Source organism: Paenibacillus sp. J22R56 (assembly GCF_056269375.1).
Genome location: NZ_JBWDNV010000003.1, coordinates 64,457 through 90,772, shown reverse-complemented (window position 1 = coordinate 90,772; position 26,316 = coordinate 64,457). Strand labels below are relative to the sequence as shown.

The window sequence follows — 26,316 nt, the reverse complement described above, 5'->3', positions numbered from 1 at the left end:
GTTAGATTTTTGAAGAAAGTGGGGTTAAACGAAGAGACCGAGAATCATTTTTTATGCGTAGCTCCTTTCGCAGACAACATGACAAAAGGGGCTTTCTCTGTTGTGAGAGAAAGCCCCAAAAATCAAGAAATGCACTAACCATTTTTCAGTACTTCCTCTCGGCGGATAGCATATCAGATTCAGCAACCTTTTATTACCATTTAAGTTCCTTACTTCATGTATAATTAAGGAAAAACCATATGTTATGCTGAGTAAGGAAGGATACCTATGAAAAAAGTTTTTTATATGATGGATTGGGGGATATTTGGGCTCCGGTCCTATTATTATGTTTTGCTGTGCGTTCATATTTTAATGGACAATACATTTTCGTCTCGATTGCTCGTGACCATGATTTGGCTCTTGGCAGCCTTTATTATTCCCATCCTATTCTGGTTTCCACAACTAAAGAAGAACAAGGAATGGTTCATCTTCCTTGAACTATTGCTAGGCGGATCTTATTATTTTACATCGTTCATGCAGGAGGATCAGCTAGGGAGTGTCGATTATCTCATTCCGAGTCTTACGATCGGTTACTTATTGACTAGGAAGACCACTTGGGCTATGCCGGTGCTCTTATTACTACCCTTTACCAGCATGGTATTCGGAGAGGTTACATGGGACCTCGCACTCGGTTCAAGCTCAGATAACCTTCTCTTCTCATTGATCGGGGTATGGGTCAACTTCATCGCCAAAGCCTATCATGAGAAGAATCAATTAGCTAAAGAAATTGATGATCAGAATAAATTGTTGACCCTATATGCTGCAGAGATCGAACGAATGACTCTGCTAGAAGAACGAAATCGTATGTCCAAGGAGATGCATGACACGTTAGGACACTCTTTTATTTCCCTTATTATGAGTCTGGATGCTGCTATTGCGCTTCTAGACAAAAAACCGGATCTAGCTAAAGAGAAATTGATTCGTATAAGAGGACTAACGGAACAGAATTTGGATGAAATGAGGGGCATCGTGCACAAGATGGGGGAGGAAGAGAATATAAGTCTAGTAAACCATGCCGAAGGACTCATCGACAGCTTTCGAGAATATACCGGAACGGTCATTCGTCTCACGCTGGAAGGAACAGAACGTATCCTTCGTTTCGATGTGCGGCAGTCGATCATTCGGGTGATACAAGAGTCTTTTACAAATGCCCTCAAGCATGGAAAGGCTACGGAAATCGAGCTCAGTCTCCGCTTTTCCCCATCAGCCTTGCTTGTGTCCATTCGAAATAATGGAATACCTTTGGATAAGGTAGAGTACGGGTTCGGCCTAACAAACATGAAGAATCGGATGGAGATGCTGGAAGGCACTTTCTCCATCTCCGCCTTAGCGGTCGTCGGCGCTGAAGTCAGGTGTGAAATTCCACTAAAGGGAGATAAGCTGTATGACGAAAATTAAAGTACTCATCGTTGATGATCAGGAATTGATTCTGGAAAGCCTTAATATCGTACTAGAAATGGAAGACGATATTGAGGTTGTGGGATTGGCGAAGAATGGTGAGGAAGCTATCAACCACTGTGCGGCATCCCAGCCCGATCTCATCCTCATGGATATTAATATGCCTATTATGGACGGCGTTGTTGCTACAGAGAAGATCAAACTTCGATTCCCGTTAACGAAAATTATTATTCTAACTTCGTACAAGGAAGTCGAGTATGTTCTGGCAGCGTTAAGCCATGGAGCTGAAGGCTACCTGCTCAAAGCTATCCATCCCAAAAACCTTATCGCCGGCATACGGGTGGTTCATACAGGAGGCACGCTCATCTCACCGGAAATGGCAGACAAAATGATCAAAAGCATGCTAAAAAATGGGGTTCCACCGGCTATGAATACAAGCGACTTGAAGCCTGAAACACTGGAGAAAAACAACGAATTCGGTCTTAGCGCCCGTGAAGTCGAGGTTCTTCATAAACTAGCGTTAGGGCTACGTAATCAGGATATCGCTAAGGCATTATTCCTTAGTGAAGGTACGGTTAAAAATTACATCTCTAATATTTATTCGAAATTGAATGTAAAAGGAAGAAGAGAAGCTACCTATAAGGCCAGGGAAACAGGAATGATTATCGATCCTATAAGAATGAAATGATGCCATAGCACAGCTCAAAGCCGACATCGTAACGGATGTCGGCTTTTATTCTGCCAAAGTCATATGACCACGATATGACTGAACGGCACTGCTAACGCATGACTTTTTTCAACTATAGTGTGAATTGTAGCCTGTGATATTGAAGCTTATCTCGTAAATCTGTCAAAGGAAGAGATGTGATCACTTATGATAAGAAAAAGGAAGACAACCAACATTGAGGCCCTTAGTGGTCAAAGAACGCCTGCGATTGTTACATTTTTCCGATTCCCCCTCATCTGGATGCTCGTGGGCGCACTGGGGATCGTCCTTACTAATGTGATATTCAGCAGGTTATCAGACGATGCGAATGCACTAGGAGCCGTCTTGCTAGCACTTATCGGAAGCGCCGTAGCGATCGTTATCTACTGGCTTACAATGAGGTTCCTGGCGCGGCGACCGGTTCCTGAACTTCTGCTCCAACGGCGTGCGGTAAAGGAAGTTATTTTCGGCGCTGTCGTCGGCCTTATCTTTATCATCGTTTCAACAGCCCTCATCGTCTTATTCGGTGGGTATTCATTCGAGTGGGCCGACGTTAACACCAGCTCTGTCGTTTGGTCTGTCATCGCCACGCAACTCGCCGCTGCCTTCATAGAGGAGTTGATCTTTCGGGGGCTTGCCTTTCAGGCTATTGAAAGAATGGGTGGAGGCTGGCTCGCACTGGCCCTGACCTCCCTCTTCTTCGGGATTGCTCACCTGGGCAACCCCGGAGCTACCATTTGGGGTGGCCTCTCTATTACCATTGAAGCTGGCGTATTGCTGGGTTCAGCATTCCTATGGCGGCGTAATGTTTGGTTTATCGTTAGCCTCCATTTTCTCTGGAATACAATAGAGGGACTCTTGGGTATCCCCGTCTCAGGCCACCCCTCCTCCGGACTTTTCACAGTCGAAGTTACGGGCCCGGCCCTTCTCACTGGAGGCAAATTTGGCCTTGAAGGTTCGATAATACCTGTCATCATCAGCCTGTTGATCGCCATCCCTATGCTGATTTCTGCTCGCCGCAAAGGGCATCTCCTATCTCCCCGTCAAGATCCATAAATAGTTCGACTCACTTGTCCAAAATCGCAAAAGCTGCATGTCTATTTATCGCCACTGCGATACAACCCTAGACCGTTCATGATATAAGGACGAACAATGTCTACAAGCCCATCAGTTCGATCTTTGTCCTCAACATTTAACCAATAATGCGCAGCGCTATAGATCGCCGAACCTGTCATGGCCGCCATGACTTTGATAGAGTGCCTGTCCATGCCAAGATGCGTAGCTCCTTTTAGAAAGATGCTTTCTATGGTTTGCAGCAGCATTTTCTTTATTTTCTCATCGACAAGCGTGGCCATCGGCTTGGAATCCATTCTGCATGTCTGATAAAAATCTACGATGTATCGGTGTGTCTGCAAGATCAGCTGGTCACATATTTCATCCGTAAACTCCCGTGCATTCGCCACTTGCTCCGGAATCATCTCACGGAATGCCTGTTCGGTGACTTCGTCCAGCAAAGCATATTTATCTTCAAAATGGGCATAAAAAGTGGCTCGGTTAATGGTTGCTTTCTGCGCGATATCCTTGATGGTGATGGCATCGAATCTTTTTCTCAGTAACAAATCTCTGAACGCTTCTTTAATTAATTGTCGTGTGCGCAACACCCTCGGATCTTCCTGATTTACCATTTCAATATCTCCTCGGTAAACATCAATTATGACAATGTGTTGCCTAAGCAACTTTCAACTAACTCTGCCGGTTGAGATCACAAGCATGCAGCATTATCATCTTATCTAACAGGTGCTGCTTAAACAATTTATAACTATTTATTTGAAAGGAAGGATTCTATTGAACACCAAGCCTTATCGACTTCTGATATTTGGCGCCGGCGTGGTTGGCAGTGTATACGCACTCCGATTTGCACAATACGGAATGGACGTAACCTTGCTGGCACGAGGAAAGAGGCTGGAGGCACTTAAAAGGAACGGACTGTCATACAACGACAATGGAACGATCAAGCAAATACCGGTCAAGACGATAGACACGCTTGAGAACGACGACATTTATGATTATATCTTTGTTCCCGTACGATATGATCAGGCCGAATCCTCCCTTACTGCAATCAAGAACAATAAGAGCAAAACCATTGTCACCTTGACCAACACCATAGGATATGACAGCTGGCTTGAAATCGTGGGAGACCGACTACTCCCAGGATTTCCGGGTGCGGGTGGAGACATCAAAGAGGATGTTCTATACGCCCAATTTGGTTCCGAAAAACATCAAGGAACCATTTTTGGTGAAATAAATGGACGGACGACTGAAAGAGTGAATGAACTTGCCCAACTATTCGAATCAGTCAATTTGCATTATGAAATCCAAAAAGACATTCTGGCATTTCATATATCGCATATTGCGTTGGCTATCGTCAACAAGCATTTCTACACGAATGACGGAATGGTGGATATTGAGACCGCAAGAAGTGTAAAGATTCTAAGCAAGATTGCCTCAGATATAAAACAGAACCTTCACCTGGTAGAGCAAGCCGGAATTCCGGTAATCCCACCTGAAACGAAGGCAATGGGAGAACTGCCTGAGAGCGATATTATTTCCCGTTATCGTCAGATGCTGAGCAGTGATTTTATCATTGATGTAAAGCTTGGGAACCATGCTATCAGCCAAAAGGCGGAAATATTGTTATTAGATAAGATATTTCATGAATGGATAACCGAGATGCAACCATAAGCACGGCACAAAGAAATCAATACAATAAAAAGACACTGAGATTCTATCCATCAGTGTCTTTTTATTTTAAAGCAACTTAATCAGCTCTTCTAGCTCATCAACTAAACCTTTTGCAAGTTCAAAATCAGTATCTTTTAAAGCCAATTCTATTTTCATTTCAATTGATTTTTTATTTTGTTCCTTTTCTAAATAGTCTCTATCGAAATGACTAGCATAAATCATCTGTTTGAATTTTTTCATAGTCATTTTTCTAATCGTCTTATTATCGATGATTAATACATAATCCATACCATTTACAACGGAATAGAAATCATGAGATATCATGAGGATCGCACCTTTATACTCTTCAATGGCTTTCTCCAGTGCGATTTGTGTATAGGTGTCTAAATGGCTCGTCGGTTCATCAAGAAGCAATACGTTTGCTTTACTGGCAGAAACTTTAGCTAATTGAAGCATATTTCTTTCTCCACCAGATAAAGACTTTATCTTTTGATTAACGATTTCTCCCTCAAAGCCATAGTTTGAAATATACGATCTAATCTCATCATAAGTGTTAAACCCAGCATCGATGAATTCTTCTAGTATTGTATTAGAATCCTTTAGCATTTCGCCTTGAATCTGAGATAAATAAGCCACTTTAACATCGGCATTGATTTCAATTGAATCGTTATTATTGTTAAAGATTTCGCGGAGTAAAGTCGTTTTCCCGGTACCGTTTGGACCGATAATGGCTACTTTATCCGTAGATTTTATCTCAAAGTTAACATTTTCTAAGAGCAACTCATCAAAGGCAACACTATAATTACTGACATTTATAACAGTGGTGTCTTCCATTTCATTATCAATACCGAAACTGATCGTCGGCTGCTTAATATCAACAAATGGCACTTTAAGTCTACGCGCTTCCAATCTCTCTTGAAACCTAACTCTAGCTTTTAACGCTCTGCCTCTAGAGGCTTCTGAATTATATGTTGCGATAGCTCTTAGATTATTAATGATGTTCTCGTTTCTCTCAATTTCTTCTTTCTCAGCGACTGTGAGTTCTTGCAACTCAATTTTAGTTTGAAGTAATGAGAAATTATAATCAATATATCGCCCATCAAACTCTTGGATCTCCATGTTTTCAAGGTGTAAAATTTTGTTAAAGCAATGATTCAACAGATATCGGTTGTGCGTAACAACTAGCAGTATTCCTTTGTGAGCATTAATAAGATTTTTTAGCGCATTTAGGTTTTCAAAGTCTAAAAATACATCTGGTTCGTCCATTATCATTAAGTCTGGGCTATTAAGCATTTCCTTCATCACTTGAATGAGTTTGAATTCCCCACCACTCAGGTCGGATACCCTTAGATCTTTTAGCTTCATGAGGTTTGCTAGATTTAGCTTTTTATTAATGTTGCTTTCAAAATCTTCCCCACCGATTGAATCAAATGCGTCTAAAGCTAATTGATACTTTTCGAGTAACGGCTCAATATCCGATGATGTTTCCATTTCAGTACAAATAGATTGTATTTCATCTTGTATCTTAATGAATTGTTCTCCGATATATTCAAAAACGGTTGTTTCTTTCGTTCTGTCAAGTTGCGAGAATTGACTTACATACCCAATTTTGAAAGTCGGGTCCATTTCTAACTTGCCCTCGAACAAATATCTCTCTGGATCCATCAATATATCTATCAATGTACTTTTCCCACTGCCACTTGTTCCTATAAAAGCGCAATGTTGTGCCTCTTCGAGCGTAAATGAAATGCCTTTATATAGTTCTTTTTGTGGAAATGAGAAGGATAATTTATCAACTTTTATCATAGTGTTACCTTTCTTTATAACTAGAATAGTGACTATTACAAGCTGCACTGCAGAACATACATTTTAGTTTACCGTTGTTAGAGTAACACTGTTTACAACCATCTACAATCCCGATCGTCGTTTCCACCAGAATCATGCAAGAGCAATCTGTGCGCATGGAATTCCTCGGTTAGCAGTAACCTTCGCAACTTTTAACCGAGCGGAAAGAGCAAAAGTGACCGGAGGCAGCTTCGCTCGGCTTGCTGATCACAGGCAAATCGAGGCGGCGACCTTCGCCCTACTTTTGATACGGTTCAGCTTAACGGGGCTATCGGCAAAATCCCCTTAATTTGGTTGGCGAGTAACTAACCACAGGTTATATTGTAACCATTGGTTAGTTATCTTTTCGACATGGAGGTTACAGGAATGGCACCACGCCAGAAGCTCCGCTCAGAGGAGACAAAACAAGCGATTTTGACTGCCGCAGGAATGTTATTCGCGAATCGAGGCTATAATGGCGTGTCGATGAGGGAAATTGCGAAAGAGGCCAATTGTTCGCACACGACGATCTACATTTACTTCAAGGATAAAGAGGAACTCTTGCACGCGATGTCTATGCCCCCACTGCTCGAGGTACAGAGAAACATTGATGTAATTGCGAATCAGACCAACCTCTCGCCAGAAGCTAAGCTCAAGGCAATCAGCATGGAATTCCTCCGTTTCTGTTTGCAGCATAAATCCATTTATCAAGTTGTTTTTATGGTCAAAGGGGTGCGCGTGGACGAAGAGGAACCGGTATTGGAGATCAACCGGATTCGTATCAACCTATTCAAGGCGATTGGGCAGGCCCTTCAAAACGTATTTCCGATACAGCCAAATTCGGATCGTTTGCTGAGGATCAATCGAATCTATTTCTTTATGTTGAACGGTATCATTAACACATACCTGCTGACTGACGAATCCCTTTCAGACCTGATGAACCGCTTGAGCCCGGCTTTCGAAGAAGCTTTCGACACACTTCTCACCGGCTTTAAATTAAAAATAACGAGCGAGGGATGATGAAATGAAAGCTACACAAATTTCAGAACATATTTGGAGCTTACGGACATGGATGATAATCCCGATTACCGTGTGGGTAGTCGTTGAAGAAGACGGGGTCACTCTGGTCGATACAGGAATGTCCATGATGGCCAAAGGAATTCTAAAATTAATCAAAAGTCTAAATGCCGGCCCGTTAAAACAAATCGTGCTGACCCATGGGCATCCCGATCATGTCGGAGCGCTTAAATCAATATTGAATCATGATCCGGTTACTGTCTTCGCTCACAGTAAAGAAGTCCCCTACCTGCTAGGCGAACGCTCTTATCGAGAAGGTAAAAAGCCGGTCGCCACTTTAATTAATGGAGGGGTTCAAGCTTTCGTCGAAGATGATGGCGGAGAATTACACGCTATTGGTAGCCTAAAGCCTTACTTTACACCAGGTCATTCGCCAGGACACGTCGTCTTCTATCACGTAAAAGATCGGGTTATGCTCGCAGGTGATCTTTTCTCGTCTAAGAACGGCAAACTTCGCAAACCCCTCTTCACACCGAACATGAAGGAAGTACTGGACAGCAGTTTAGTCGTAGGCAAACTGCTCCCTAAACGAATGGAAGTATGCCATGGTCATTCCGTGTTCAACCCGGCAGATCAGTTATCAGACTATATCTCTGAGGAATCGAAGAAGCACCATACAGCCGTTGTCTCGGCTGATGGCTCTGACAAACCGTCTCCCCTATGAATTCACCCTACTTATGATACGGTTCACCGCGGTTAATCTTCACCGCGCGATACACTTGCTCGAGCAGCACCAGCCGCATCAGCTGATGCGGCAGCGTCATGCGCCCGAAACTGAGCTTCTGCTGGGCGCGCTGCAGCACCGCGGGAGCTAGTCCCGTGCTCCCGCCAATAACAAATGCCACGTGGCTCTTGCCATACGTGGCCAGCTTATCGAGCTGGTCCGCGAGATCCTCGCTGGACCAGAGCTCGCCGCCAATCGCGAGCGCCACGACGTGGGCGTCCGGCTTCAGCTGCGCCAGAAGCCGCTCCCCCTCCCGCTCGCGCACCTGCGCTTCCTCCGCCGGACTCATCGTCTCCGGTGCCTTCTCATCGGGCACTTCCGTGAGCGTAAGCTTCACGTACGGCCCAAGCCGCTTGGCATATTCCGCTATGCCCTGCACCAAATATTTTTCCTTCAGCTTGCCGACTGCCGCTATCTGTATATGCATGATTGTTCATCCCTTATGTAAGTTCAATTTCCCTTCAGCATATCAAAACTCACCCGAATGTGGAAAGGTCTGCTCCCTTATTATGCACCACACGCCAAAAAGCGCTCCCGTGCCTGCGTTAGAATCCCCCTTCTTTCAAGGTAAATTCTGCACACGGCCGGAAAGCGCCAACTCTATTCATATTGCTATTTACATCCCGAGAGCCAGCTTGTCCGCGCCAAGCATCGCTTCCCCGATAATCTCCGACAGCGTCGGATGGGGATGAATCATCCTTCCGACCTGCATCGACGTAGCCTCCAGCAATTGCGCAAGCGCAGCTTCACCAACGAAGTCCGTCACATGCGGACCAATCATATGTACACCTAGCACAGTACCTGTATCGGAGTCTGCCACAACCTTGACGAATCCGTCGGATTCACCAAAAACGAGCGCCTTGCCGATGGCCTTGAATGAAAACTTGCCTACCTTGATGCTGCGTCCACTGTCGATAGCAGCCTGCTCCGTCACCCCAACACTCGCCATCTCAGGGCGACTGTAAATGCATTTTGGCACGGAAGAAGGATCAGGAGCATGTGTCTCTAGTCCGCAGATCGATTCAACGGCTGTTACGCCTTCATGACTAGCCACATGGGCAAGCTGCAAACCACCGATAACGTCTCCAATTGCGTACACGTGTGGATCTGCTGTACGCATCGAGTCATTCACGCAGATGACACCCCGCTCCACACTAGCAGCGGTTCGCTCAAGACCAAAGCCCTCAACATTTGCAGCTCGTCCTACAGATACAAGCATACGCTCCGCAACTAGCCGTTCAAGCTTGCCGCCGCGTTCAACGTCCACCATAACACCCGCTTCGCCAGCCGTTACACTCTCCGGAAGCAGCTTCGCTCCGGTCAACACCTTGATTCTGCGTTTGGCGAACAGTCTTGCCAGCTCACGCGATACATCAGCATCCTCTGTTGGAACAATACGATCCGCTGCCTCAACGATCGTTACCTGCGCGCCGAAGTCGCTCAGCATCGAAGCCCACTCCACACCGATTACTCCGCCGCCGACAATGACAATGGAAGCTGGCAATTCCGTCATTGCCAGTGCTTCGTCACTGCTCATGATCCGCTCATGTGACGGCAATCCGGCAATACGACGCGGACGAGAGCCTGTTGCAACAATTAAATCCCTGTAGGCAAGTCGTACAGGTTCTTCTACCGCTTCCCCGGTATCGCTTATTACTTCAATAATCCCGTTACAGTCAGCTTCATCAGCCTCAGCACCGGAGCCATCCACAATAACTCCCTTGCCGGAAAACACATCAATAGCGTTCTTTTTCATCAAGAACTGAACGCCTTTCTCAAGCTGTTCCACAATGCCTTCCTTGCGCCTTTGCACACCTCCGAAGTCCAGCGTTACCCCTTCGGTACGGATACCAAATCCGGCGCTGCGTTTCATCGTCTCGAACAACTCCGCGCTGCGCAGAAGCGTCTTGCTCGGAATACAACCTTTATGCAGGCAGGTACCGCCAAGCTTCTCCTTCTCGACAAGCGCAATACGTTTGCCAAGCTGGGCACCCCGGATAGCGGCAATGTACCCGCCAGGGCCGCCTCCCAGAATTACGATATCGTACTGTTGCATCAGTACCCTCTCCCTCCTGAAGTTTATTTCAAAGAAGCAGGTGCGGATGCTTTATCCTTCATCATCCTAAGCTGCTCTGTCAGCTTGCGTCCTGTCGGAGTTGCCGCCAGACCGCCAAGCGCCGTCTCCCGGTGCTCCATCGGCATTCGTGTGCCCACCTCGTACATGACTCCAATCACCTCGTCAGAAGGAATGACACTTCGAACTCCGGCAAGCGCCATATCAGCAGCCGCTAGTGCATTCACAGCACCTAGCCCGTTGCGGACAATACAAGGGATTTCCACTAGTCCAGCGACCGGGTCGCAGATCAGCCCTAATGTGTTTTTAAGAGCGATACCCACTGCATGTACAGCCTGCGCTGGCGTCCCACCACGAAGCTCAACCATTGCACCGGCAGCCATACCGATGGCAGAGCCAACTTCGGCCTGGCATCCTCCTTCTGCACCGGAGATAAACGAGTTATTCGCGATTACATAGCCAATAGCACCCGCCGCGAACAGTCCGTTAACGAGCTTTTCATCATCCCATCCAAAACGTTCCTGCGAGCTGACGAATACACCGGGAATAATACCGCAGGAGCCGGCGGTTGGAGTTGCTACAATTCGGCCCATCGAGGCATTTACCTCCGATACCGACAGTGCGTAAGCCAGCGCTTTTCCTGCCCACTCACCAACGGATGGTTCACCGGCAAGAACATACTCGTTCATCCTCCGCCCGTCCCCACCGGTTAGACCGCTGCGTGATCGTGTACCTGGCTCAAGCCCTTTGGCTACCGCTTCCTTCATGACCTGATAATAGCTGCTCATCTGGAGAATGATATCTTCCTCAGACTCACCGGTCTCTCTAGCCTGCTCGTTAATCATAAGCTGGGCGATAGACAGCGATTCATTGCGGCAAATACTCTCGAGCTCGCTTAAGGTGCGGAATCGCATACTCCCATCCCCTTCTCTACCTAACGTCTATAACTGAAACACCATCTACCCTCGGCAACTGGCGGAGTGCCTCTAACAGCCCGGCTTCCGGTACCCTGTCACCTTCAATAATGGTCATGGCGTCCCCGCTTCGTGCTTTGCGAGCAACGTTCATAAAACCAATATTTAATCCGGAAGCACTCACGGTTCCCGTAATGGATGCAATAACGCCAACTTGATCATGATGAGCGATAACCAGCGTTGGATAATTCCCCGTGCAACCGGCATCAAACCCATTAATGGAATGGATCTCAATATTCCCACCGCCGATTGATGCCCCTTGAACGGTTGCTTCCCGCCCGCCGGCCTTCACGGTAATCTCAACAAAATTCGGATGCGGCATCACACCGGTTCCAACACGAAGCACATAACGCATACCAAGCTTATCTGCTTCGGAGACTGCCTCCGGAATTCTCGCATCATCGGTGTCGAAGTCCAGCATTCCGCCGATTAGCGCCAGATCCGTTCCGTGACCGGAATAGGTCTCCGCGAACGAACCATAAAGCGTGATAACGGCCTCCTCCGGGCAGCATCCGAGCAGCTGCCGTGCTACACGCCCGATTCTCGCAGCACCTGCTGTATGGGAGCTGGAAGGACCGACCATCATAGGTCCTATAATAGAGAAGACATGCTTGAAACGCATACCTGAATACCCCCTATGCCCATGATTCCTTAAGCGGCAAGGAAACATCGCCGCTGCATGCCCTTGCGCTTTCTGTCTGTTCACGAGCATGATAGGAGCTGCGTACGAGCGGTCCCGCTTCGACATGTGCGAAGCCAAGCGCCATACCTGCCTCCTTCAGCTCCTTGAATTCATCAGGATGGTAATACCGATTAACCGCGATATGCTTTGGAGTAGGCTGCAAATATTGGCCAATCGTTACAATATCGACGCCAGCTTTCCGCAGATCCCGCATCGCCTCTACGACCTCCGCGTTCGTCTCTCCAAGCCCGACCATAAGGCCGGACTTTGTCGTCTGCCCGGGGCGAAGCTCCTTCGCCGTTTGAAGCAGCATTAATGAACGGTCGTATTTGGCCTTAGCCCGTACTTTATCAGACAGCCGTCGTACCGTTTCCAAGTTATGATTGAGTACGTCCGGCCTCGCCCGTAATACAATATCGAGTCGCTGAGGATCACCGCCAAAATCCGGAATCAATACCTCAATATCCGTCAGCGGATTAATATGACGAACGGCTGTAATGGTAGCTGCGAACATCGTCGCCCCGTGATCATTAAGGTCATCTCGTGCAACCGAGGTAATAACCACGTGCTTCAGCCCCATCTCGTGGACAGACTGCGCGACATGGCGGGGCTCCTCCAGATCAAGCTCCGTCGGCATCCCCGAGGTCACTGCACAAAACCGGCATGCACGCGTACACACTTTCCCCAGAATCATGAACGTCGCTGTACGCTGACTCCAGCATTCGAAGATATTTGGACATTTTGCCTCTTCGCATACGGTGTGCAATTGACGCCCCCGCATCATCCCTTGTATCTCCTGGTATCCATCGCCCGCGTTTAGCTTGATCTTCAGCCACTCTGGCTTCGGTTCCTTGGCTTGCCGCATGATGCCGTTCTCCTCTCTCGAATCCCGGTTATTTGTTAGCGATATAAGTCGCGTACGCCTTTGCGCTTAACAGTACAGCTACCTCACTCGATGCTTCCCCGTCCACTTCAATCTCAATAATCCAGCCTTCCCCATATGGATCCTCATTCACCTTCTGAGGGGCATCAAGCAGCTCCTCATTCACGTTAACGACACGTCCGCCAACCGGACAGTAGAGATCGGATACCGTTTTAACGGATTCAATAGTGCCCATTGCATCATTTGCGTCGAGCGACATTCCTACTTCAGGCAGCTCTACAAATACGATGTCGCCCAGTTGCGACTGTGCAAAATCGGTAATCCCGATACGTACAATAGTTCCTCGTGCCTCTGCCCATTCATGCTCCTCCGAATATCCAAAACCTGCTTTAACTTCGCTCATTATGAAAACTCCTCTCTAGGATCTATTCTCTCGAAAATAGTGGGAAAGCACCTGCGAGTTCTGCTGTCTGCTGCCCGACTTTTGCCATAGCTGCTGGATTATCCCGATGCTTCAGTGCATTGGCAATACATTGCCCCAGCACCTGCATTTCCGCTTCAGACATCCCTCTTGTCGTAAGGGCCGAAGTACCGATCCGTATACCGCTTGTGACAAATGGGCTTGCTGTTTCACCTGGAATTGTATTCTTGTTAACGGTAATACCAACCTGCTCAAGCAGCTTCTCAGCTTCCTTGCCGGTAAGGCCCCATGGACGGACGTCAATCAGCATCAGATGATTATCTGTACCGCCGGATACAAGGGTTGCCCCTTCTTCTTTCAAGGTATTTGCCAGTGTTCTTGCATTACTTACAACCCGCTCGGCGTATACCCGGAACGAAGGCTGAAGCGCCTCCTTGAAGCTGACTGCCTTGGCTGCGATGACATGCATGAGCGGCCCGCCCTGAATGCCTGGGAAAATCGCTTTGTTCAGCCCCTTGGCTGTTTCTTCATCATTGGTCAGCAGCAGTCCGCCGCGTGGCCCGCGTAAGGTCTTGTGTGTTGTGCTCGTTGTCACATCGGCATAAGGTACCGGTGACTGATGCAGCCCCGCTGCTACAAGGCCCGCAATATGCGCCATATCTACCATTAATTTTGTGCCAACCAGATCGGCTATCTCTTTGAATTTGGCAAAATCAATCATACGCGGATAAGCACTTACGCCTGCAATAATGAGGGAAGGCTTTTCCTTGCGGGCAACCGATTCAACAAGATCGTAATCAATGAGATGAGTCTGCTCGTCAACGCCGTAGGATACAGCATCGAACCATTTGCCCGATAAGCTGACGGGACTGCCGTGAGTGAGATGGCCGCCCTGTGACAAATTCATTCCCAGAATCTTGTCCCCAGGCTTTAGATAGTGGAACATAACTGCTGTATTTGCCTGCGCACCGGAATGCGGTTGAACGTTGGCATAAGCTGCACCAAACAGCTGCTTTGCCCGTTCGATGGCCAGCGTCTCCGCTTCATCTACATATTCACAGCCCCCGTAGTATCGCTTCCCGGGGTAACCTTCGGCATACTTATTAGTGAGAACAGTCCCCATAGCCTCCATGACTTCCGGGCTTACAATATTTTCGGAAGCAATCAGCTCCAGCGTCTTTAGTTGCCGGCCATGCTCCCGCTCAATAGCAGCGTGCAGATCAGGATCGTGCGTAAGCAAACTCAAAATAGAACACCTCCTATGTATTTGGGGGGAAAACTGCAAAAAGGGACAGAGAACCGGCTTATGCCGTGTTCTCTGTCCCGGGTACCTGAGAGTTTAAACGATTTTTGATTAAAAAAACCGTTGTTACCCCTTTGGTGGCTGTTCGCTCTCTCCAGAGTTGCGTCAGATGCAGGTACTTTTACCTGAGAGATTAATCTTGGGCTGGCAGCCGTCGACTTGCTCCTTCGGTGTTTCCGGGTTTTACCCCTTCCGTCTCTCCCTTGCATCGTCATCCGCATATTTAATTGGAATTAATGCCCTTAGAATAATGCAAGGACAAGTCTCATGTCAATATACCTAACACAAATTTTTATTTTTCCGCTTCTTGTATTGACACTTCTTGGATAAACCGTGTAATAATAGAGTAAGACATTTAAAAATAGCGTATGAAGGCAATGGGAGAGATCGCCCAAAGGTAACATCTAGGCGACGCCGAAGGAGTAACCCTCACATGGAGGGGAATCTCTCAGGCAAAAGGACCTTTGCTGGACGCAACTCTGGAGAGAATCCTGCATGGACAGGATCGCCCACGGGGAAACTTGCATTCCATTAACGGAGTCAAGGTAACTCTCAGGTACAAAGGACAGAGCAAAGAGGAAGTGCGAGGACGGCTTTACGCCGTGGTCGCAGCCTCTTTGCTGCTGTCCTTTTTTGCATGGCAACAACCTACTAGAGGAGGCAAAACGCAAATGACACTCGATCTGAAAAGAACGCCGCTGTACCCCTATTATTCTGAATTATTTGGCGTCCGCTGCATTGATTTTGGCGGCTGGGAGCTTCCCGTTCAATTTTCCGGCATACAGAAGGAACATGATGCGGTAAGGCAGCAAGCCGGTCTATTTGATGTTTCGCATATGGGCGAATTTATGGTGACGGGAACGTTTGCTGAGAGCTTCCTGCAGCGCATGACAACTAATGACGTGTCCAGGTTAGCGGATGGCCAAGCGCAGTATACGCTGATGTGTTATCCGGACGGAGGTGTCGTCGATGATCTGCTTGTCTACAGGATCTCAGCCGATCAATTTATGGTTGTCGTTAATGCCTCGAATATTGATAAGGATCTGAATTGGCTCAAGGAACATTTAATTGGTGATGTGGTAATCGAGAACAGGTCGGAGCAGACGGCTTTGCTTGCCCTGCAAGGACCTCTCGCCGTCGATATTATGAAAGCCGCTGGTGCACAGCATGAGTCGCTTGAGCTTCCCTCCTTCCACTTCCGATCGGATACAGGATTAATCGGCCACCCTCTGCTCATCTCCAGAACTGGATACACCGGGGAAGACGGATTCGAGATTTATGTCCCGTCCGAGCAAGCCGGTGAGGTCTGGAAAACACTGCTCAATGCCGGTCAGCCATTTGGCCTCGTCCCTGCCGGCCTTGGGGCACGCGATACGCTTCGCTTTGAAGCTCGCCTCCCCCTTTATGGCCAAGAGCTTTCTAACACCATTACTCCCTTGGAAGCTGGTGTAGCCTTTTTCGTTAAGCTTGATAAAGAAGATTTCATCGGTAAAGACGCGTTAGTGAAGCAGAAGAGCGACGGCCTGCCTCGTAAGCTTGTTGGAATTGAAATGATTGACCGGGGTATCCCCCGCTGCCATTATCCTGTCTATGTCGGTGATGTCCAGGTCGGCGAAGTAACGACAGGCACACAATCACCAACGTTAAAACGTAACCTTGGACTCGCCCTAATTAATTCCGAATACTCCGCTGTTGGCACCGAGCTTGAAGTGGAGATTCGCGGCAAGAAGCTGAAAGCGGCTGTTATCAAAACACCTTTCTATAAAAGACTTCCTAAGGAGTGATTCCCATTATGACCAACCTACATCGCTACATTCCAATGACCACAGAAGATCAAGCAGAAATGCTTGCTACAATTGGCGTCTCAGACATGGAAGAGCTGTTCCGTGACATTCCGGAATCCATTCGTTACCGCGGCACGCTGCCTATGTCATCTGCTCTTGATGAATGGTCTCTGCTCGAACATATGAAGGAGCTGGCCGGACGCAACGCCGATACGGATCGTTACAAAAGCTTCCTGGGTGCAGGCATTTACGATCATCACCTGCCAGTCGTCATTAACCATATGATTTCCCGCTCTGAATTTTATACCGCTTATACCCCTTATCAGCCGGAGATCAGCCAAGGCGAGCTGCAGGCGATCTTCGAATTCCAATCCTATATCTGCATGTTAACGGGTATGGCGGTTGCTAACGCAAGTATGTATGACGGTACAACAGCACTGGCTGAAGCTGGGGCACTTGCCGCTGGTGCAACCAAACGCAAGCAGCTTGTTATTTCCCGCACCGTCCACCCGGAAGCTCGGGAAATGGTCCTCACAATGGCACGTGGATTAAATCTTGAAGTTGTCGAAGTGGGTTACGCGAACGGTGTAACGGACCTGGGCGCTCTTCAAACTGCCGTCTCCGCTAATACGGCAGCTGTACTCATTCAATCACCAAATTTCTTTGGCGCTGTAGAGGATCTTGCCGCTATTGAACCAATCATTCATGGAGTAAAAGGATTGTTCGTTGTCAGTACCAATCCGATGTCACTTGGCCTTCTTGAAACGCCAGGCAAGCTTGGTGCAGATATTTGTGTTGGTGATGCGCAGCCGCTTGGCATCTCGCAGTCACTTGGCGGACCAACTTGTGGATTCTTCGCTGTAGCTGAACCGCTTACTCGCCGGATGCCGGGACGAATTGTCGGGCAAACGACCGACCTGGACGGTAAACGCGGATTCGTACTAACATTGCAAGCGCGGGAGCAGCACATCCGTCGTGAGAAAGCGACTTCCAACATCTGTTCTAATCAGGCCCTGCTCGCCCTATGCGCTTCAATCTACCTTTCTACAATGGGTAAGCAAGGATTAATTGACGCGGCAAACCTTAATTTGCAAAAAGCACACTTCGCTGCCGACGAACTACAGCAGCACGGCTTCGAGCTTCCTTTCAGCACTCCATTCTTTAATGAATTTGTCATTAAGCTGCCGGATGGGGTTTCTGTCCGGGAAGTAAACCTCAAGCTGCTTAAAGCCGGCTTCCTTGGCGGCTATGATCTGGGCATTTCCTATCCAGAACTTCAAGGACATATGCTGGTCGCTGTTACGGAGAAGCGTACACGCAGTGAAATCGAAAACTTTGCCATCAGATTGGAGGAGTCGGTAGCATGAGTATAACGATGAATAATACAAACACAGAGCAAAAACGTGAGGTACTAGCTTCCGCCAAGCCGGAAAAGGCACTAATTTTCGAACTAAGCAAGCATGGACGTGTCGCTTACTCCCTGCCTGCCTGCGATGTACCGCAAAAGCCTGCTTCTGAATATATTCCAGCTTCCATGCTTCGCGAAACGCCAGCTCAGCTGCCGGAAGTATATGAAGTGGATGTCATCCGTCATTATACCGAATTGTCACGACGTAATTTCGGCGTTGATAACGGCTTTTATCCGCTTGGTTCATGCACAATGAAATATAATCCTAAAATTAATGAAGATACAGCACGCTTTGCAGGCTTTGCCAAGATCCATCCTTATCAGCCGGAAGAAAGTATCCAAGGTGCACTTGAGCTCTTGTACATCCTCCAGAATGATCTGGCTGCTCTAACCGGCATGGATCAGGTTACCTTGCAGCCAGCTGCCGGCGCTCACGGGGAATGGACCGGCCTTATGATGATCCGCGCTTATCACGAGAGCCGTGGGGAACGCCGCACGAAGGTTATCGTACCGGACTCCTCGCATGGCACAAACCCGGCAAGCGCTACTGTCGCCGGCTTCGAGACCATCACCATTAAATCGAATGCGCGCGGCATGGTTGATCTTGATGCCCTTCGCGCAGCTGTCGGCAGCGACACAGCAGCACTCATGCTGACGAATCCGAGTACACTTGGCTTATTCGAGGAACAAATCGTCGAGATCGCCCAAATTATTCACGAAGCTGGCGGACTGCTTTATTATGACGGAGCAAACTCCAATGCAATTATGGGAATTACGCGGCCAGGCGATATGGGCTTTGATGTTGTTCACCTTAACCTTCACAAGACGATGAGTACGCCTCATGGCGGCGGTGGTCCCGGATCAGGTCCAGTTGGAGTGAAGAGCAAGCTGATTCCATTCCTGCCGAAGCCAATTGTTGCACGCTCGGAGGATGGCTCTTACTACTTCGATTACGACCGTCCACAATCGATCGGCCGGGTAAAAGCGTACTACGGCAACTTCGGCATTCTCGTTCGCGCATACACTTATATCCGTACCTATGGTCCGGAAGGTCTGAAGCATGTATCGGAGTGCGCAGTACTGAATGCCAACTATATGATGGCACGTTTGGCACCGCACTTCGAAATGCCTTACCCAGGCGTATGTAAGCATGAGTTCGTTATGTCAGGCCGAGGCCTGAAGGCCAATTATGGCGTTCGGACACTCGACGTTGCCAAACGACTGCTCGACTTCGGTTATCATCCGCCAACCATCTACTTCCCGCTTAATGTTGAGGAGTGCATTATGATCGAGCCTACCGAAACAGAGAGCAAAGAAACGCTCGACGGCTTCATCGATACGATGATTCAAATTGCAGAGGAAGCACGTACCAATCCAGAGCTCGTCCTCAATGCGCCGTACGGCACCGTCGTTCGCCGCCTTGATGAAACGACTGCCGCACGTAAACCGATATTGAACTGCTCCTGCAACTAACTGGGGCAGTCGGCACACCCACAATCTTATAACGGAGTAGGCGACAGCTAACACTGTACCTCTCCTGTAACTGGCTGGGGGCAGCCGGCACTTTACAACTCTTGCAACTGACTCGGCACAACCAACACTGTAACAATCCTGCAACTGACACCACAAAAGGCGGCTGACCCCCAGGTCAGCCGCTTTCTTGTTCCACCCTGCCATGGCAGGGCACCGCCGTCCTTATCAACTCAGAGCTACGTTGGATTTTATCCAGCCAATCCACTATTATCGTGCCTCATATTGCGACTGGATTGGATTTCACCCAATAGAATTAGCCAAACACGCCAGCTCACAGGCATCTCCCCCCAAATCTAATGGATGAAATCCAACCTAAACGACCACTCTTGTCCTCTAACAATAACTGATTGGATAAAATCCAACCTAAATACCTACTCTTGTCCTCTAACAACAACTTAAACACCCTTCCCCGCTCTATAGCACTAACGTATTTGATAAATCCAGCCTTAGCCGCTATTTCTTCTCAAACAGTAGACTCACTATACGCTGAAGCCCTTCCCAGCAAGCACAAAAAAGACCACCCCATAGTCACCTAATGACTTCTAGGACGGCCTCTTTCTTACTTTTAGATCAGTACAGCTGGCTCCGTTATTACATAACTAGGAGGTTTCACATCATCCGGGAATGGACTGACGTAAGTTTCCCCATCCAGACGCTCGACCAGCTCGGCCTTAGCCTTTGCAATAAGAGTTGGTTCCAGCACCGCTGCGATTGCCGTGCACGCCATTGCCTTGCCGGCCAAGAGCATCCCCTTATGCGCATAGCCACTCTTACCCTGTGCCACGGCCTGCCAGGAATGAGCCTGCGTCCCAAACGCCCAGGTAGTTGTACCGCACTGCGCAGTTGGAACATTCCAACTGACATCGCCGACATCCGTGGATGCAGGCATCACGATCATTCTATCCATTAGCGGAGCAACAAAGGTGGATAGCGGCTGCTCGAGGAGCAAAGCAGCAGCCTGTTTGCCAACTTGAGCCGCGGCAGCCTGCCGGTCCTCTTCAGGAACCGTATCTAAAATCGCCTTAGCGAATGACATCTCTTCATCCGTATAGAAAGGCAGGTCCAGCTCCTGCAAAAATTCGTGCATCTTGCCCTCCAGCGTCGCGTTTGGTATGAGGTTGGATGCTCCCCCCTCGTAGTGATACGACATCTTCGTACCCGTCATTAGCGCTGCACCACGCGCTACATCAAGCACGCGCTCAAACAGCGGCAGTACTTGGCCTGCTTTTGGCGCACGGATTAAATAGTTAACCTCCGCTTCAGACTGTACGACATTCGGAGCGAACCCACCTGTATTGGTTACAGCGTAATGGATTCGAGCTTCACTAATCATATGCTCCCGAAGATAGTTGACACCTACGTTCATCAATTCAACCGCATCAAGTGCACTTCTCCCAAGATGAGGAGCTGCAGCCGCATGAGCGCTTTTACCCGCAAACTTGAAATGGATATGCAGATTCGCAAGAGAGGACATATGCATAACAACGTTTGTTGTGGCGGGATGCCAACAGAAAGCCGCATCCACATCTGCGAATAAACCCGCTCGTGCCATATACGCTTTTCCAGAGCCGCTCTCCTCCGCCGGACAGCCGTAATAGCGAATAGTGCCGGAGATTCCATTCTCTATAAAGTAATCCTTCACTGCTACTGCCGCAGCAAGAGAACCCGCTCCCAGCAGATTATGTCCGCAGCCATGACCGTTCGCACCCGGAACAATAGGTGCAAAGGTCGATTTGCCTGCCTCCTGACTTAAGCTCGCTAAGGCATCGAACTCACCCAGAAAGGCAATAACGGGGGACCCACTGCCGAAACTTCCGATGAACCCGGTATCTAGCTCCGCCACTCGACGTTCCACGTGGAACCCTTCCTGTTCGAGCGCCTGGCACAGCAACTCCGCAGAACGGACCTCCTCGAACCTTGTTTCTGCAAAGCCCCAGATTTGATCGCTGACATTAATAAAAAAGTTCCTCTTCCCTTCAATTGCTTCCGTTACCGCCTGAATAATGCTCTCATTCTGGTTTCCATTCATACCTAGCACCTCTCTCACAGTGTTATTATTTATGGCAAAAGGCAAGAGCCCAGCAATAGCTGCAAGCCCCTGCTTTCCGTCAATCAAACGCAAAACAAGCTACAGTATGATCTTGCCTCCCCTTGAGCTCAGGCTCATACTCTCTGCAAATCGCCTTGGCAATTGGACAACGAGTATGGAACCTGCAGCCAGAGGGAGGAATAACCGGACTCGGCACATCCCCTTGAATTATAATCCGGCTCTTCGAACGAAGCTTTGGGTCCGCTACTGGATTTGCACTTAGAAGGGCATTCGTATAGGGGTGCTTTGGCGCCAGGAACAGCTTTTCGCGGCTCGCAATCTCCACAATCTTGCCAAGGTACATGACAGCAATTCGGTCGCTAATATATCGGACGGCCCCTAGCCCATGTCCAATGAATAAATAGGAGAGCCCGAAATCCCTTTGAAGCTCCCTAAGTAAATTTAAGATTTGAGCTTGAATCGAGACATCAAGAGCGGAGACAGGCTCGTCACAGACAACAAGCCGGGGGTTTAGCGCGAGCGCTCTGGCAATGCCTATACGCTGACGTTGACCTCCTGAAAATTCATGCGGGAACCTGTCCTGATCACATCTTGCGATACCAACGGTTTCAAACAGCCGATCCACCTTGCCCCATACCGTCGTACATGTCTCCAGCTTATGGGCCAGAAGGGGCTCAGCGACAATGTCGCGAGCCCTCATCCGTGGATTTAGAGAGGAATAAGGATCCTGGAAGACCATTTGCATGCTTGCACGCATTCGCCGCCAGTCCCGCTTCCCAAGCTCAGACAGCTCTCGGCCATTATAGAAGATGCTCCCTTCATGAGGAGTTTCGAGCTGCATAACGGAGCGCCCAACCGTTGATTTACCGCAGCCGGATTCGCCAACAAGGCCAAGGGTCTCTCCCTCACGTATGGAGAAGCTGACACCATCAACCGCCTTAACATAGTCCACGACCCGGGAGAATACGCCCTGCCGAATCGGATAATACGTCTTCAGCCCCTCAACCCTCAGCAGCGGCACTGCCTGCCCCTTCTCAGGCGATCTCATCCCAAGCCCTCCCTCGAAGAAGCTAATTCCGGCTTACTGGTTGAACTTCCATTGCATAACATTATTAAGCAGGCCGACCGCGCTTGTCTCCAGGCCTTTACCTAGATTCAGATCCTTAGATGCAGCATACAGCTGTTTGTCTGCATACAGAGCAATGACCGGAACATCATCATGCAGGATCTGCTGGATTTGCTTATAGATCTCGAGACGTTTAGCAGGATCAAGCTCCATGGCTCCTTGACCGATCAGCTTATCAACTTCAGGATTCGAATAATCCGCCAGGTTAAACGCCACACCTGACAGGAATAAGCCAAAGACGCTGCCCGGATCAAGAATGAAGCCGAGATTGAGAATTGTCAGGTCAAAATCATGCTTGAGTGCCCTTTGGTACGTCGTTGGGAAGTCCAGCTTGGTTACCTGTACCTTCAAACCAACAGCCTTCAAGTTTTCTGCCGCGATATCGGAGGCTTGCTCACGGATTTTGTTACCCGTTGGAACAACAAACTCAATTTGTTTGCCGAAATCCCAGCCTGCTTCCTCTAGCAGCTGCTTTGCCTTCTTCGGATCATACGAATATTGTGGAATATCGGCATTATAATAAGGATGGCTCTTGCCCAGCATCCCGTCGACAAGATCCCCTTGTCCCTTGAGCAGCTGATCGACGATAAGATCCCGGTTCATAGCATAAGCAATAGCCTGACGCATTTTTGGATCTGGGAATGTCTTCGAGTTGATAAACATAATATTTGGGTTATTCGCATCACCATAACCCGTCGCTACTGTTGCCATGTTCTCTACCTTATCGAAGTCCTGGATTGGAATTAGCCCTACTCCCGGGGATGTCATTTGAATATCACCCGTCTGCAGCTGAGCGGCCAGGTTAGTAGCCGGCATCATTTTAATAAATACCTCTTTAATCGAAGGCTCGCCTCCGTAATAAAGCGGATTGGCAGCCAGCTCCACATACTGATCCTTGGCGAACTTAACGAATTTGTACGCACCGTTAGTAACCGTCGGATTCATCATAAATTCATTTTTGTTCAGATCCGCCGGAGCAACATCCTTAAGGATATGCTTAGGCAGGAAGCGCATATATGTGCCGAATTGGGACTCGAATTGCGTAGTCTCCATCGGGTTTTTGGTCTTAATGACAAAGGTGTTGTCGTCTACTTTCGAGTAAAACGGCAACTCCGTTTGACCTGCTGCCAGTTTACCTGCGGCATCCAGTCCGTCTACGAATGACACATTAAGCAGCGTCTTGACACTTGCATCTGTGAACATACGAAGCGTAAATTCAACATCGTCTGCTATGAATGGCTCTCCGTCGCTCCATTTGGCATTTTTGTTCAACTTGACTGTGAAGTTCTGGTTGTCCGTCGTCTCAATAGATTCCGCCAGCTTCGGATCAAAGCCGTAATCTTTATTTAAGGCAACAAGGGTATCGCTCATGAACGAATTGACGAAGATGCCTGCATTATCGAGATTAAATACGTCAAAGGTCGTTACCGGGTTAACTAGCCCAATTGAAAGTGGCTTGCCCGTGCTTTCGGATGCAGCTGCGGAAGCAGATGGGCTGGCACTCGAAGCTGTATTACCCGTATTGCTGTTATTACCATTGTTCGAACCGCAAGCTGATACCAAAAACATACTTAGAGCAAGTAAACCGCCTACCCATGCTTTACGCGTCTTCCTCATCCAAACCCCTCCAGCTTTTTAATGTGCCTTCTATATTTAATTTCTTTGAGGCTATTGTTTAGGATCGAAGGCGTCGCGCAGGCCGTCGCCAACGAAGTTAATGGCCAATACAATGACCAGGATCATGATGCCTGGCGGCAGCCATAACCAAGGTTGATCGGTCATTACGCTGATGGATTGTGCATCTGTCAGCATATTGCCCCAGCTCGCTGTTGGCGGCTGAACGCCCATCCCGAGGAAGCTGAGCCCGGACTCGGCCATAATAGCCGCTGCTACGCCAAATGTTGCGTTGACGATAATGGGAGCAATAGCATTCGGGAGAATATGACGGAACACAATGCGCGGAGTGCTTAAGCCAAGTGATACGCCGGCCTTTACATAATCCATCTGTTTCAGTGTCAGCACACTGCCTCTGACCAAGCGGGCAATTGCCGGCCAGGAGAATAAGGCGAGGACGATTACGAGTGTCCATAAGGTTGGCCCCAGCACACTTACGACCACCAGAATAACCATCATGTACGGAAAAGCCATAAACATGTCGGTCATACGCATCACGATCATATCAACCCATCCGCCAACATAAGCGGACAGCAAACCAACAACGGTGCCAAAGGTGACGTAAATAGCAACTGTACCAAAACCTACTATGACGGCTACCCTTGTCGCATAGATTAAACGCGCCATGACATCCCTGCCTACCTGGTCCGTCCCAAGCCAATGGGCAGACGATGGAGAGGCCGAGAATTCGGCTGTGACCTCATACGGATTATGCGGCGAAAGCCATGGAGCAAATATAGCGATAATAATGAGAAACAATGTGACGACGAGACCAACGACAGCAAGCTTATGCTTCATAAACCGCCGTGACATTTGACGGAATGTACCTTCGGAACGCTCTTCACGGACTGCATAGACAACCGTTCCAGTGGCAGCAGCTTTAACAGTAGACATCAAGTCCGCCTCCTCTCATGTATGTATGTTGCAAGTGATGACACTTCATTTAGTTATACTTAATGCGCGGATCAGCTACCGAGTAGAAAATATCCGTAAGCAGATTAGCAGATAAGACGATTACAGCCGTGACTAGATTTAGACCCATAATGGTCGAATAATCGCGTGACATAATGGACTTGATTGTAAGCTGACCAATACCCGGCCATTGGAACAGCTGCTCTACAATAACAGCGCCTCCGAAGAGCAGCGGGATCTCCATGCCAACAACGGTAATAACCGGAATAAGAGCGTTGCGGAGAGCATGCTTGTTTGTTACAAAAAACTCCTTTACACCTTTGGCCCGGGCGGTACGCAGATAATCCTGCTTCAGCACATCCAGCATACTTGCTCGTATATAGCGCACTTTACGGCCTGCGATCCCGACGGCCAGCGCAATTGCCGGAAGAACAATGTGCAAGATCCGATCACCAATCCCGCTGCTGCCGCCAAGTGTTTCCGTGCCGCCGACAGGCAGCCAGCCCAGATTAACCGCAAAGATATAAATACAGAGAAGGCCTAGGAAAAACTGGGGAATCGACGTTCCAACAAACGATAAGCCAGTCATCAGATAATCGAATTTCGAGTTTTGCTTAACCGCGCTCATGATACCAATCGGCAAGGCAATGAGCAGACCGAGCAGCAGTGCGCAAAATCCTAGCAGCATCGTCTGTCCGAGTCGTTCACCGATTATAGAACCAACGGCCTCATTCGTACTGAAGGAGTACCCAAGGTTGCCGGACAAGAGCTGCCCCAGCCACTTGAAGTATTGAACGAATAACGGGTCATTAAGGCCAAGCTGTTCTTTCCTCAATTCCAGCAGCTCGGGAGGTGTATCAGGGGACATGTACATGTCGACCGGATTGCCCGGCGCGAGGTTGATAATAACAAAGTTAATAATGGTAATGCCGAACAAAACAGGAATTGCAATTAGAATTCTGCGGATGATGTACGTTAGCAT

At 48.5% G+C, this 26,316-nt stretch carries 23 protein-coding genes and 3 riboswitches; of the genes, 9 read left to right on the top strand and 14 right to left on the bottom strand.

Translation table 11 applies throughout. From position 1 onward, the window contains the following. The first annotated feature begins 267 nt into the window (after positions 1 to 267). From AC0YNT_RS08375 to AC0YNT_RS08365, 3 genes are all read left to right on the top strand, one after another. Complete coding sequence (locus tag AC0YNT_RS08375) at positions 268 to 1,437, top strand: sensor histidine kinase (protein WP_475804147.1); 1,170 nt, start codon at positions 268 to 270, stop codon at positions 1,435 to 1,437. Beyond that, entirely contained in the window at positions 1,424 to 2,125 is a 702-nt protein-coding gene (locus tag AC0YNT_RS08370; RefSeq protein ID WP_475804146.1) for a response regulator transcription factor, read from the top strand. Before AC0YNT_RS08375 ends, AC0YNT_RS08370 begins: the two co-directional genes overlap by 14 nt. 186 nt (positions 2,126 to 2,311) lie before the next feature. Continuing rightward, positions 2,312 to 3,199, top strand: coding sequence for a lysostaphin resistance A-like protein (locus AC0YNT_RS08365; RefSeq protein ID WP_475804145.1), 888 nt, complete (start codon positions 2,312 to 2,314; stop codon positions 3,197 to 3,199). A 41-nt stretch (positions 3,200 to 3,240) separates the two neighbouring features. Here AC0YNT_RS08365 and AC0YNT_RS08360 read toward each other — a convergent pair whose 3' ends face one another. Beyond that, the gene (locus AC0YNT_RS08360) at positions 3,241 to 3,828 is read right to left on the bottom strand and encodes a TetR/AcrR family transcriptional regulator (RefSeq protein ID WP_475804144.1); all 588 of its coding nucleotides are present in this window, start codon (positions 3,826 to 3,828) and stop codon (positions 3,241 to 3,243) included. 160 nt (positions 3,829 to 3,988) lie between these two features. On the opposite strand from AC0YNT_RS08360, the gene AC0YNT_RS08355 reads away from it, so the two are divergent. Beyond that, positions 3,989 to 4,885, top strand: a complete 897-nt coding sequence (locus AC0YNT_RS08355) for a ketopantoate reductase family protein (RefSeq protein ID WP_475804143.1) — start codon at positions 3,989 to 3,991, stop codon at positions 4,883 to 4,885. Between the two features lie 66 nt (positions 4,886 to 4,951). On the opposite strand, the gene AC0YNT_RS08350 is transcribed toward AC0YNT_RS08355, so the two are convergent. Next, positions 4,952 to 6,691: an ABC-F family ATP-binding cassette domain-containing protein gene (locus AC0YNT_RS08350; protein WP_475804142.1), complete on the bottom strand. Its 1,740-nt coding sequence runs from the start codon at positions 6,689 to 6,691 to the stop codon at positions 4,952 to 4,954. A 405-nt stretch (positions 6,692 to 7,096) separates the two neighbouring features. On the opposite strand from AC0YNT_RS08350, the gene AC0YNT_RS08345 reads away from it, so the two are divergent. Both AC0YNT_RS08345 and AC0YNT_RS08340 read left to right on the top strand, forming a co-directional pair. Next, on the top strand, positions 7,097 to 7,729 hold the full coding sequence (locus AC0YNT_RS08345) for a TetR/AcrR family transcriptional regulator (protein ID WP_475804141.1): 633 nt from the start codon (positions 7,097 to 7,099) through the stop codon (positions 7,727 to 7,729). Positions 7,730 to 7,733: 4 nt separating this feature from the next. After that, positions 7,734 to 8,450 carry an MBL fold metallo-hydrolase gene (locus tag AC0YNT_RS08340; protein WP_475804140.1) on the top strand — a complete coding sequence of 239 codons (717 nt, stop codon included), beginning with the start codon at positions 7,734 to 7,736 and terminating at the stop codon, positions 8,448 to 8,450. Between the two features lie 7 nt (positions 8,451 to 8,457). Here AC0YNT_RS08340 and rlmH read toward each other — a convergent pair whose 3' ends face one another. The 7 genes from rlmH to glyA all read right to left on the bottom strand — a co-directional run bounded on the left by rlmH (position 8,458) and on the right by glyA (position 14,790). Further along, positions 8,458 to 8,937: a 23S rRNA (pseudouridine(1915)-N(3))-methyltransferase RlmH gene (rlmH, locus tag AC0YNT_RS08335; RefSeq protein WP_167281277.1), complete on the bottom strand. Its 480-nt coding sequence runs from the start codon at positions 8,935 to 8,937 to the stop codon at positions 8,458 to 8,460. A gap of 189 nt (positions 8,938 to 9,126) precedes the next feature. Continuing rightward, positions 9,127 to 10,569, bottom strand: coding sequence for a dihydrolipoyl dehydrogenase (gene lpdA, locus AC0YNT_RS08330; RefSeq protein WP_475804543.1), 1,443 nt, complete (start codon positions 10,567 to 10,569; stop codon positions 9,127 to 9,129). Between the two features lie 20 nt (positions 10,570 to 10,589). Next, the gene (gene sdaAA / locus AC0YNT_RS08325) at positions 10,590 to 11,498 is read right to left on the bottom strand and encodes an L-serine ammonia-lyase, iron-sulfur-dependent, subunit alpha (protein WP_475804139.1); all 909 of its coding nucleotides are present in this window, start codon (positions 11,496 to 11,498) and stop codon (positions 10,590 to 10,592) included. 16 nt (positions 11,499 to 11,514) lie between these two features. Further along, positions 11,515 to 12,180 (bottom strand): L-serine ammonia-lyase, iron-sulfur-dependent subunit beta, encoded by a 666-nt coding sequence (gene sdaAB / locus AC0YNT_RS08320; protein WP_475804138.1) that lies wholly within the window; start codon positions 12,178 to 12,180, stop codon positions 11,515 to 11,517. A 13-nt stretch (positions 12,181 to 12,193) separates the two neighbouring features. Next, on the bottom strand, positions 12,194 to 13,150 hold the full coding sequence (gene lipA / locus AC0YNT_RS08315) for a lipoyl synthase (RefSeq protein WP_475804542.1): 957 nt from the start codon (positions 13,148 to 13,150) through the stop codon (positions 12,194 to 12,196). Then, a complete protein-coding gene (gene gcvH, locus AC0YNT_RS08310; RefSeq protein ID WP_475804137.1) occupies positions 13,134 to 13,526 on the bottom strand; it encodes a glycine cleavage system protein GcvH in 393 nt (130 codons plus the stop codon). Before gcvH ends, lipA begins: the two co-directional genes overlap by 17 nt. 22 nt (positions 13,527 to 13,548) lie before the next feature. Further along, entirely contained in the window at positions 13,549 to 14,790 is a 1,242-nt protein-coding gene (glyA, locus tag AC0YNT_RS08305) for a serine hydroxymethyltransferase (RefSeq protein ID WP_475804136.1), read from the bottom strand. Between the two features lie 161 nt (positions 14,791 to 14,951). Next, a riboswitch (glycine riboswitch) is annotated at positions 14,952 to 15,061 on the bottom strand. 154 nt (positions 15,062 to 15,215) lie between these two features. Further along, positions 15,216 to 15,321: riboswitch (glycine riboswitch) on the top strand. A 3-nt stretch (positions 15,322 to 15,324) separates the two neighbouring features. Continuing rightward, positions 15,325 to 15,418, top strand: a riboswitch (glycine riboswitch). A 100-nt stretch (positions 15,419 to 15,518) separates the two neighbouring features. Here glyA and gcvT point away from each other — a divergent pair. The 3 genes from gcvT to gcvPB are packed head-to-tail and all read left to right on the top strand — an operon-like array spanning position 15,519 to position 19,512. Beyond that, complete coding sequence (gcvT, locus tag AC0YNT_RS08300) at positions 15,519 to 16,631, top strand: glycine cleavage system aminomethyltransferase GcvT (RefSeq protein ID WP_475804135.1); 1,113 nt, start codon at positions 15,519 to 15,521, stop codon at positions 16,629 to 16,631. A gap of 8 nt (positions 16,632 to 16,639) precedes the next feature. Beyond that, positions 16,640 to 17,998 (top strand): aminomethyl-transferring glycine dehydrogenase subunit GcvPA, encoded by a 1,359-nt coding sequence (gcvPA, locus tag AC0YNT_RS08295; RefSeq protein WP_475804134.1) that lies wholly within the window; start codon positions 16,640 to 16,642, stop codon positions 17,996 to 17,998. Positions 17,999 to 18,006: 8 nt separating this feature from the next. Beyond that, on the top strand, positions 18,007 to 19,512 hold the full coding sequence (gcvPB, locus tag AC0YNT_RS08290) for an aminomethyl-transferring glycine dehydrogenase subunit GcvPB (RefSeq protein ID WP_475804541.1): 1,506 nt from the start codon (positions 18,007 to 18,009) through the stop codon (positions 19,510 to 19,512). A 625-nt stretch (positions 19,513 to 20,137) separates the two neighbouring features. On the opposite strand, the gene AC0YNT_RS08285 is transcribed toward gcvPB, so the two are convergent. From AC0YNT_RS08285 to AC0YNT_RS08265, 5 genes are all read right to left on the bottom strand, one after another. Further along, complete coding sequence (locus AC0YNT_RS08285) at positions 20,138 to 21,601, bottom strand: M20 family metallopeptidase (protein WP_475804133.1); 1,464 nt, start codon at positions 21,599 to 21,601, stop codon at positions 20,138 to 20,140. A 79-nt stretch (positions 21,602 to 21,680) separates the two neighbouring features. Beyond that, positions 21,681 to 22,670: an ABC transporter ATP-binding protein gene (locus AC0YNT_RS08280; RefSeq protein WP_475804132.1), complete on the bottom strand. Its 990-nt coding sequence runs from the start codon at positions 22,668 to 22,670 to the stop codon at positions 21,681 to 21,683. Between the two features lie 33 nt (positions 22,671 to 22,703). Further along, positions 22,704 to 24,365 (bottom strand): ABC transporter substrate-binding protein, encoded by a 1,662-nt coding sequence (locus AC0YNT_RS08275; protein ID WP_475804131.1) that lies wholly within the window; start codon positions 24,363 to 24,365, stop codon positions 22,704 to 22,706. 51 nt (positions 24,366 to 24,416) lie between these two features. Beyond that, positions 24,417 to 25,316: an oligopeptide ABC transporter permease gene (gene opp4C, locus AC0YNT_RS08270; protein ID WP_475804130.1), complete on the bottom strand. Its 900-nt coding sequence runs from the start codon at positions 25,314 to 25,316 to the stop codon at positions 24,417 to 24,419. A gap of 49 nt (positions 25,317 to 25,365) precedes the next feature. Beyond that, on the bottom strand, positions 25,366 to 26,316 hold the full coding sequence (locus AC0YNT_RS08265) for an ABC transporter permease (RefSeq protein WP_475804129.1): 951 nt from the start codon (positions 26,314 to 26,316) through the stop codon (positions 25,366 to 25,368).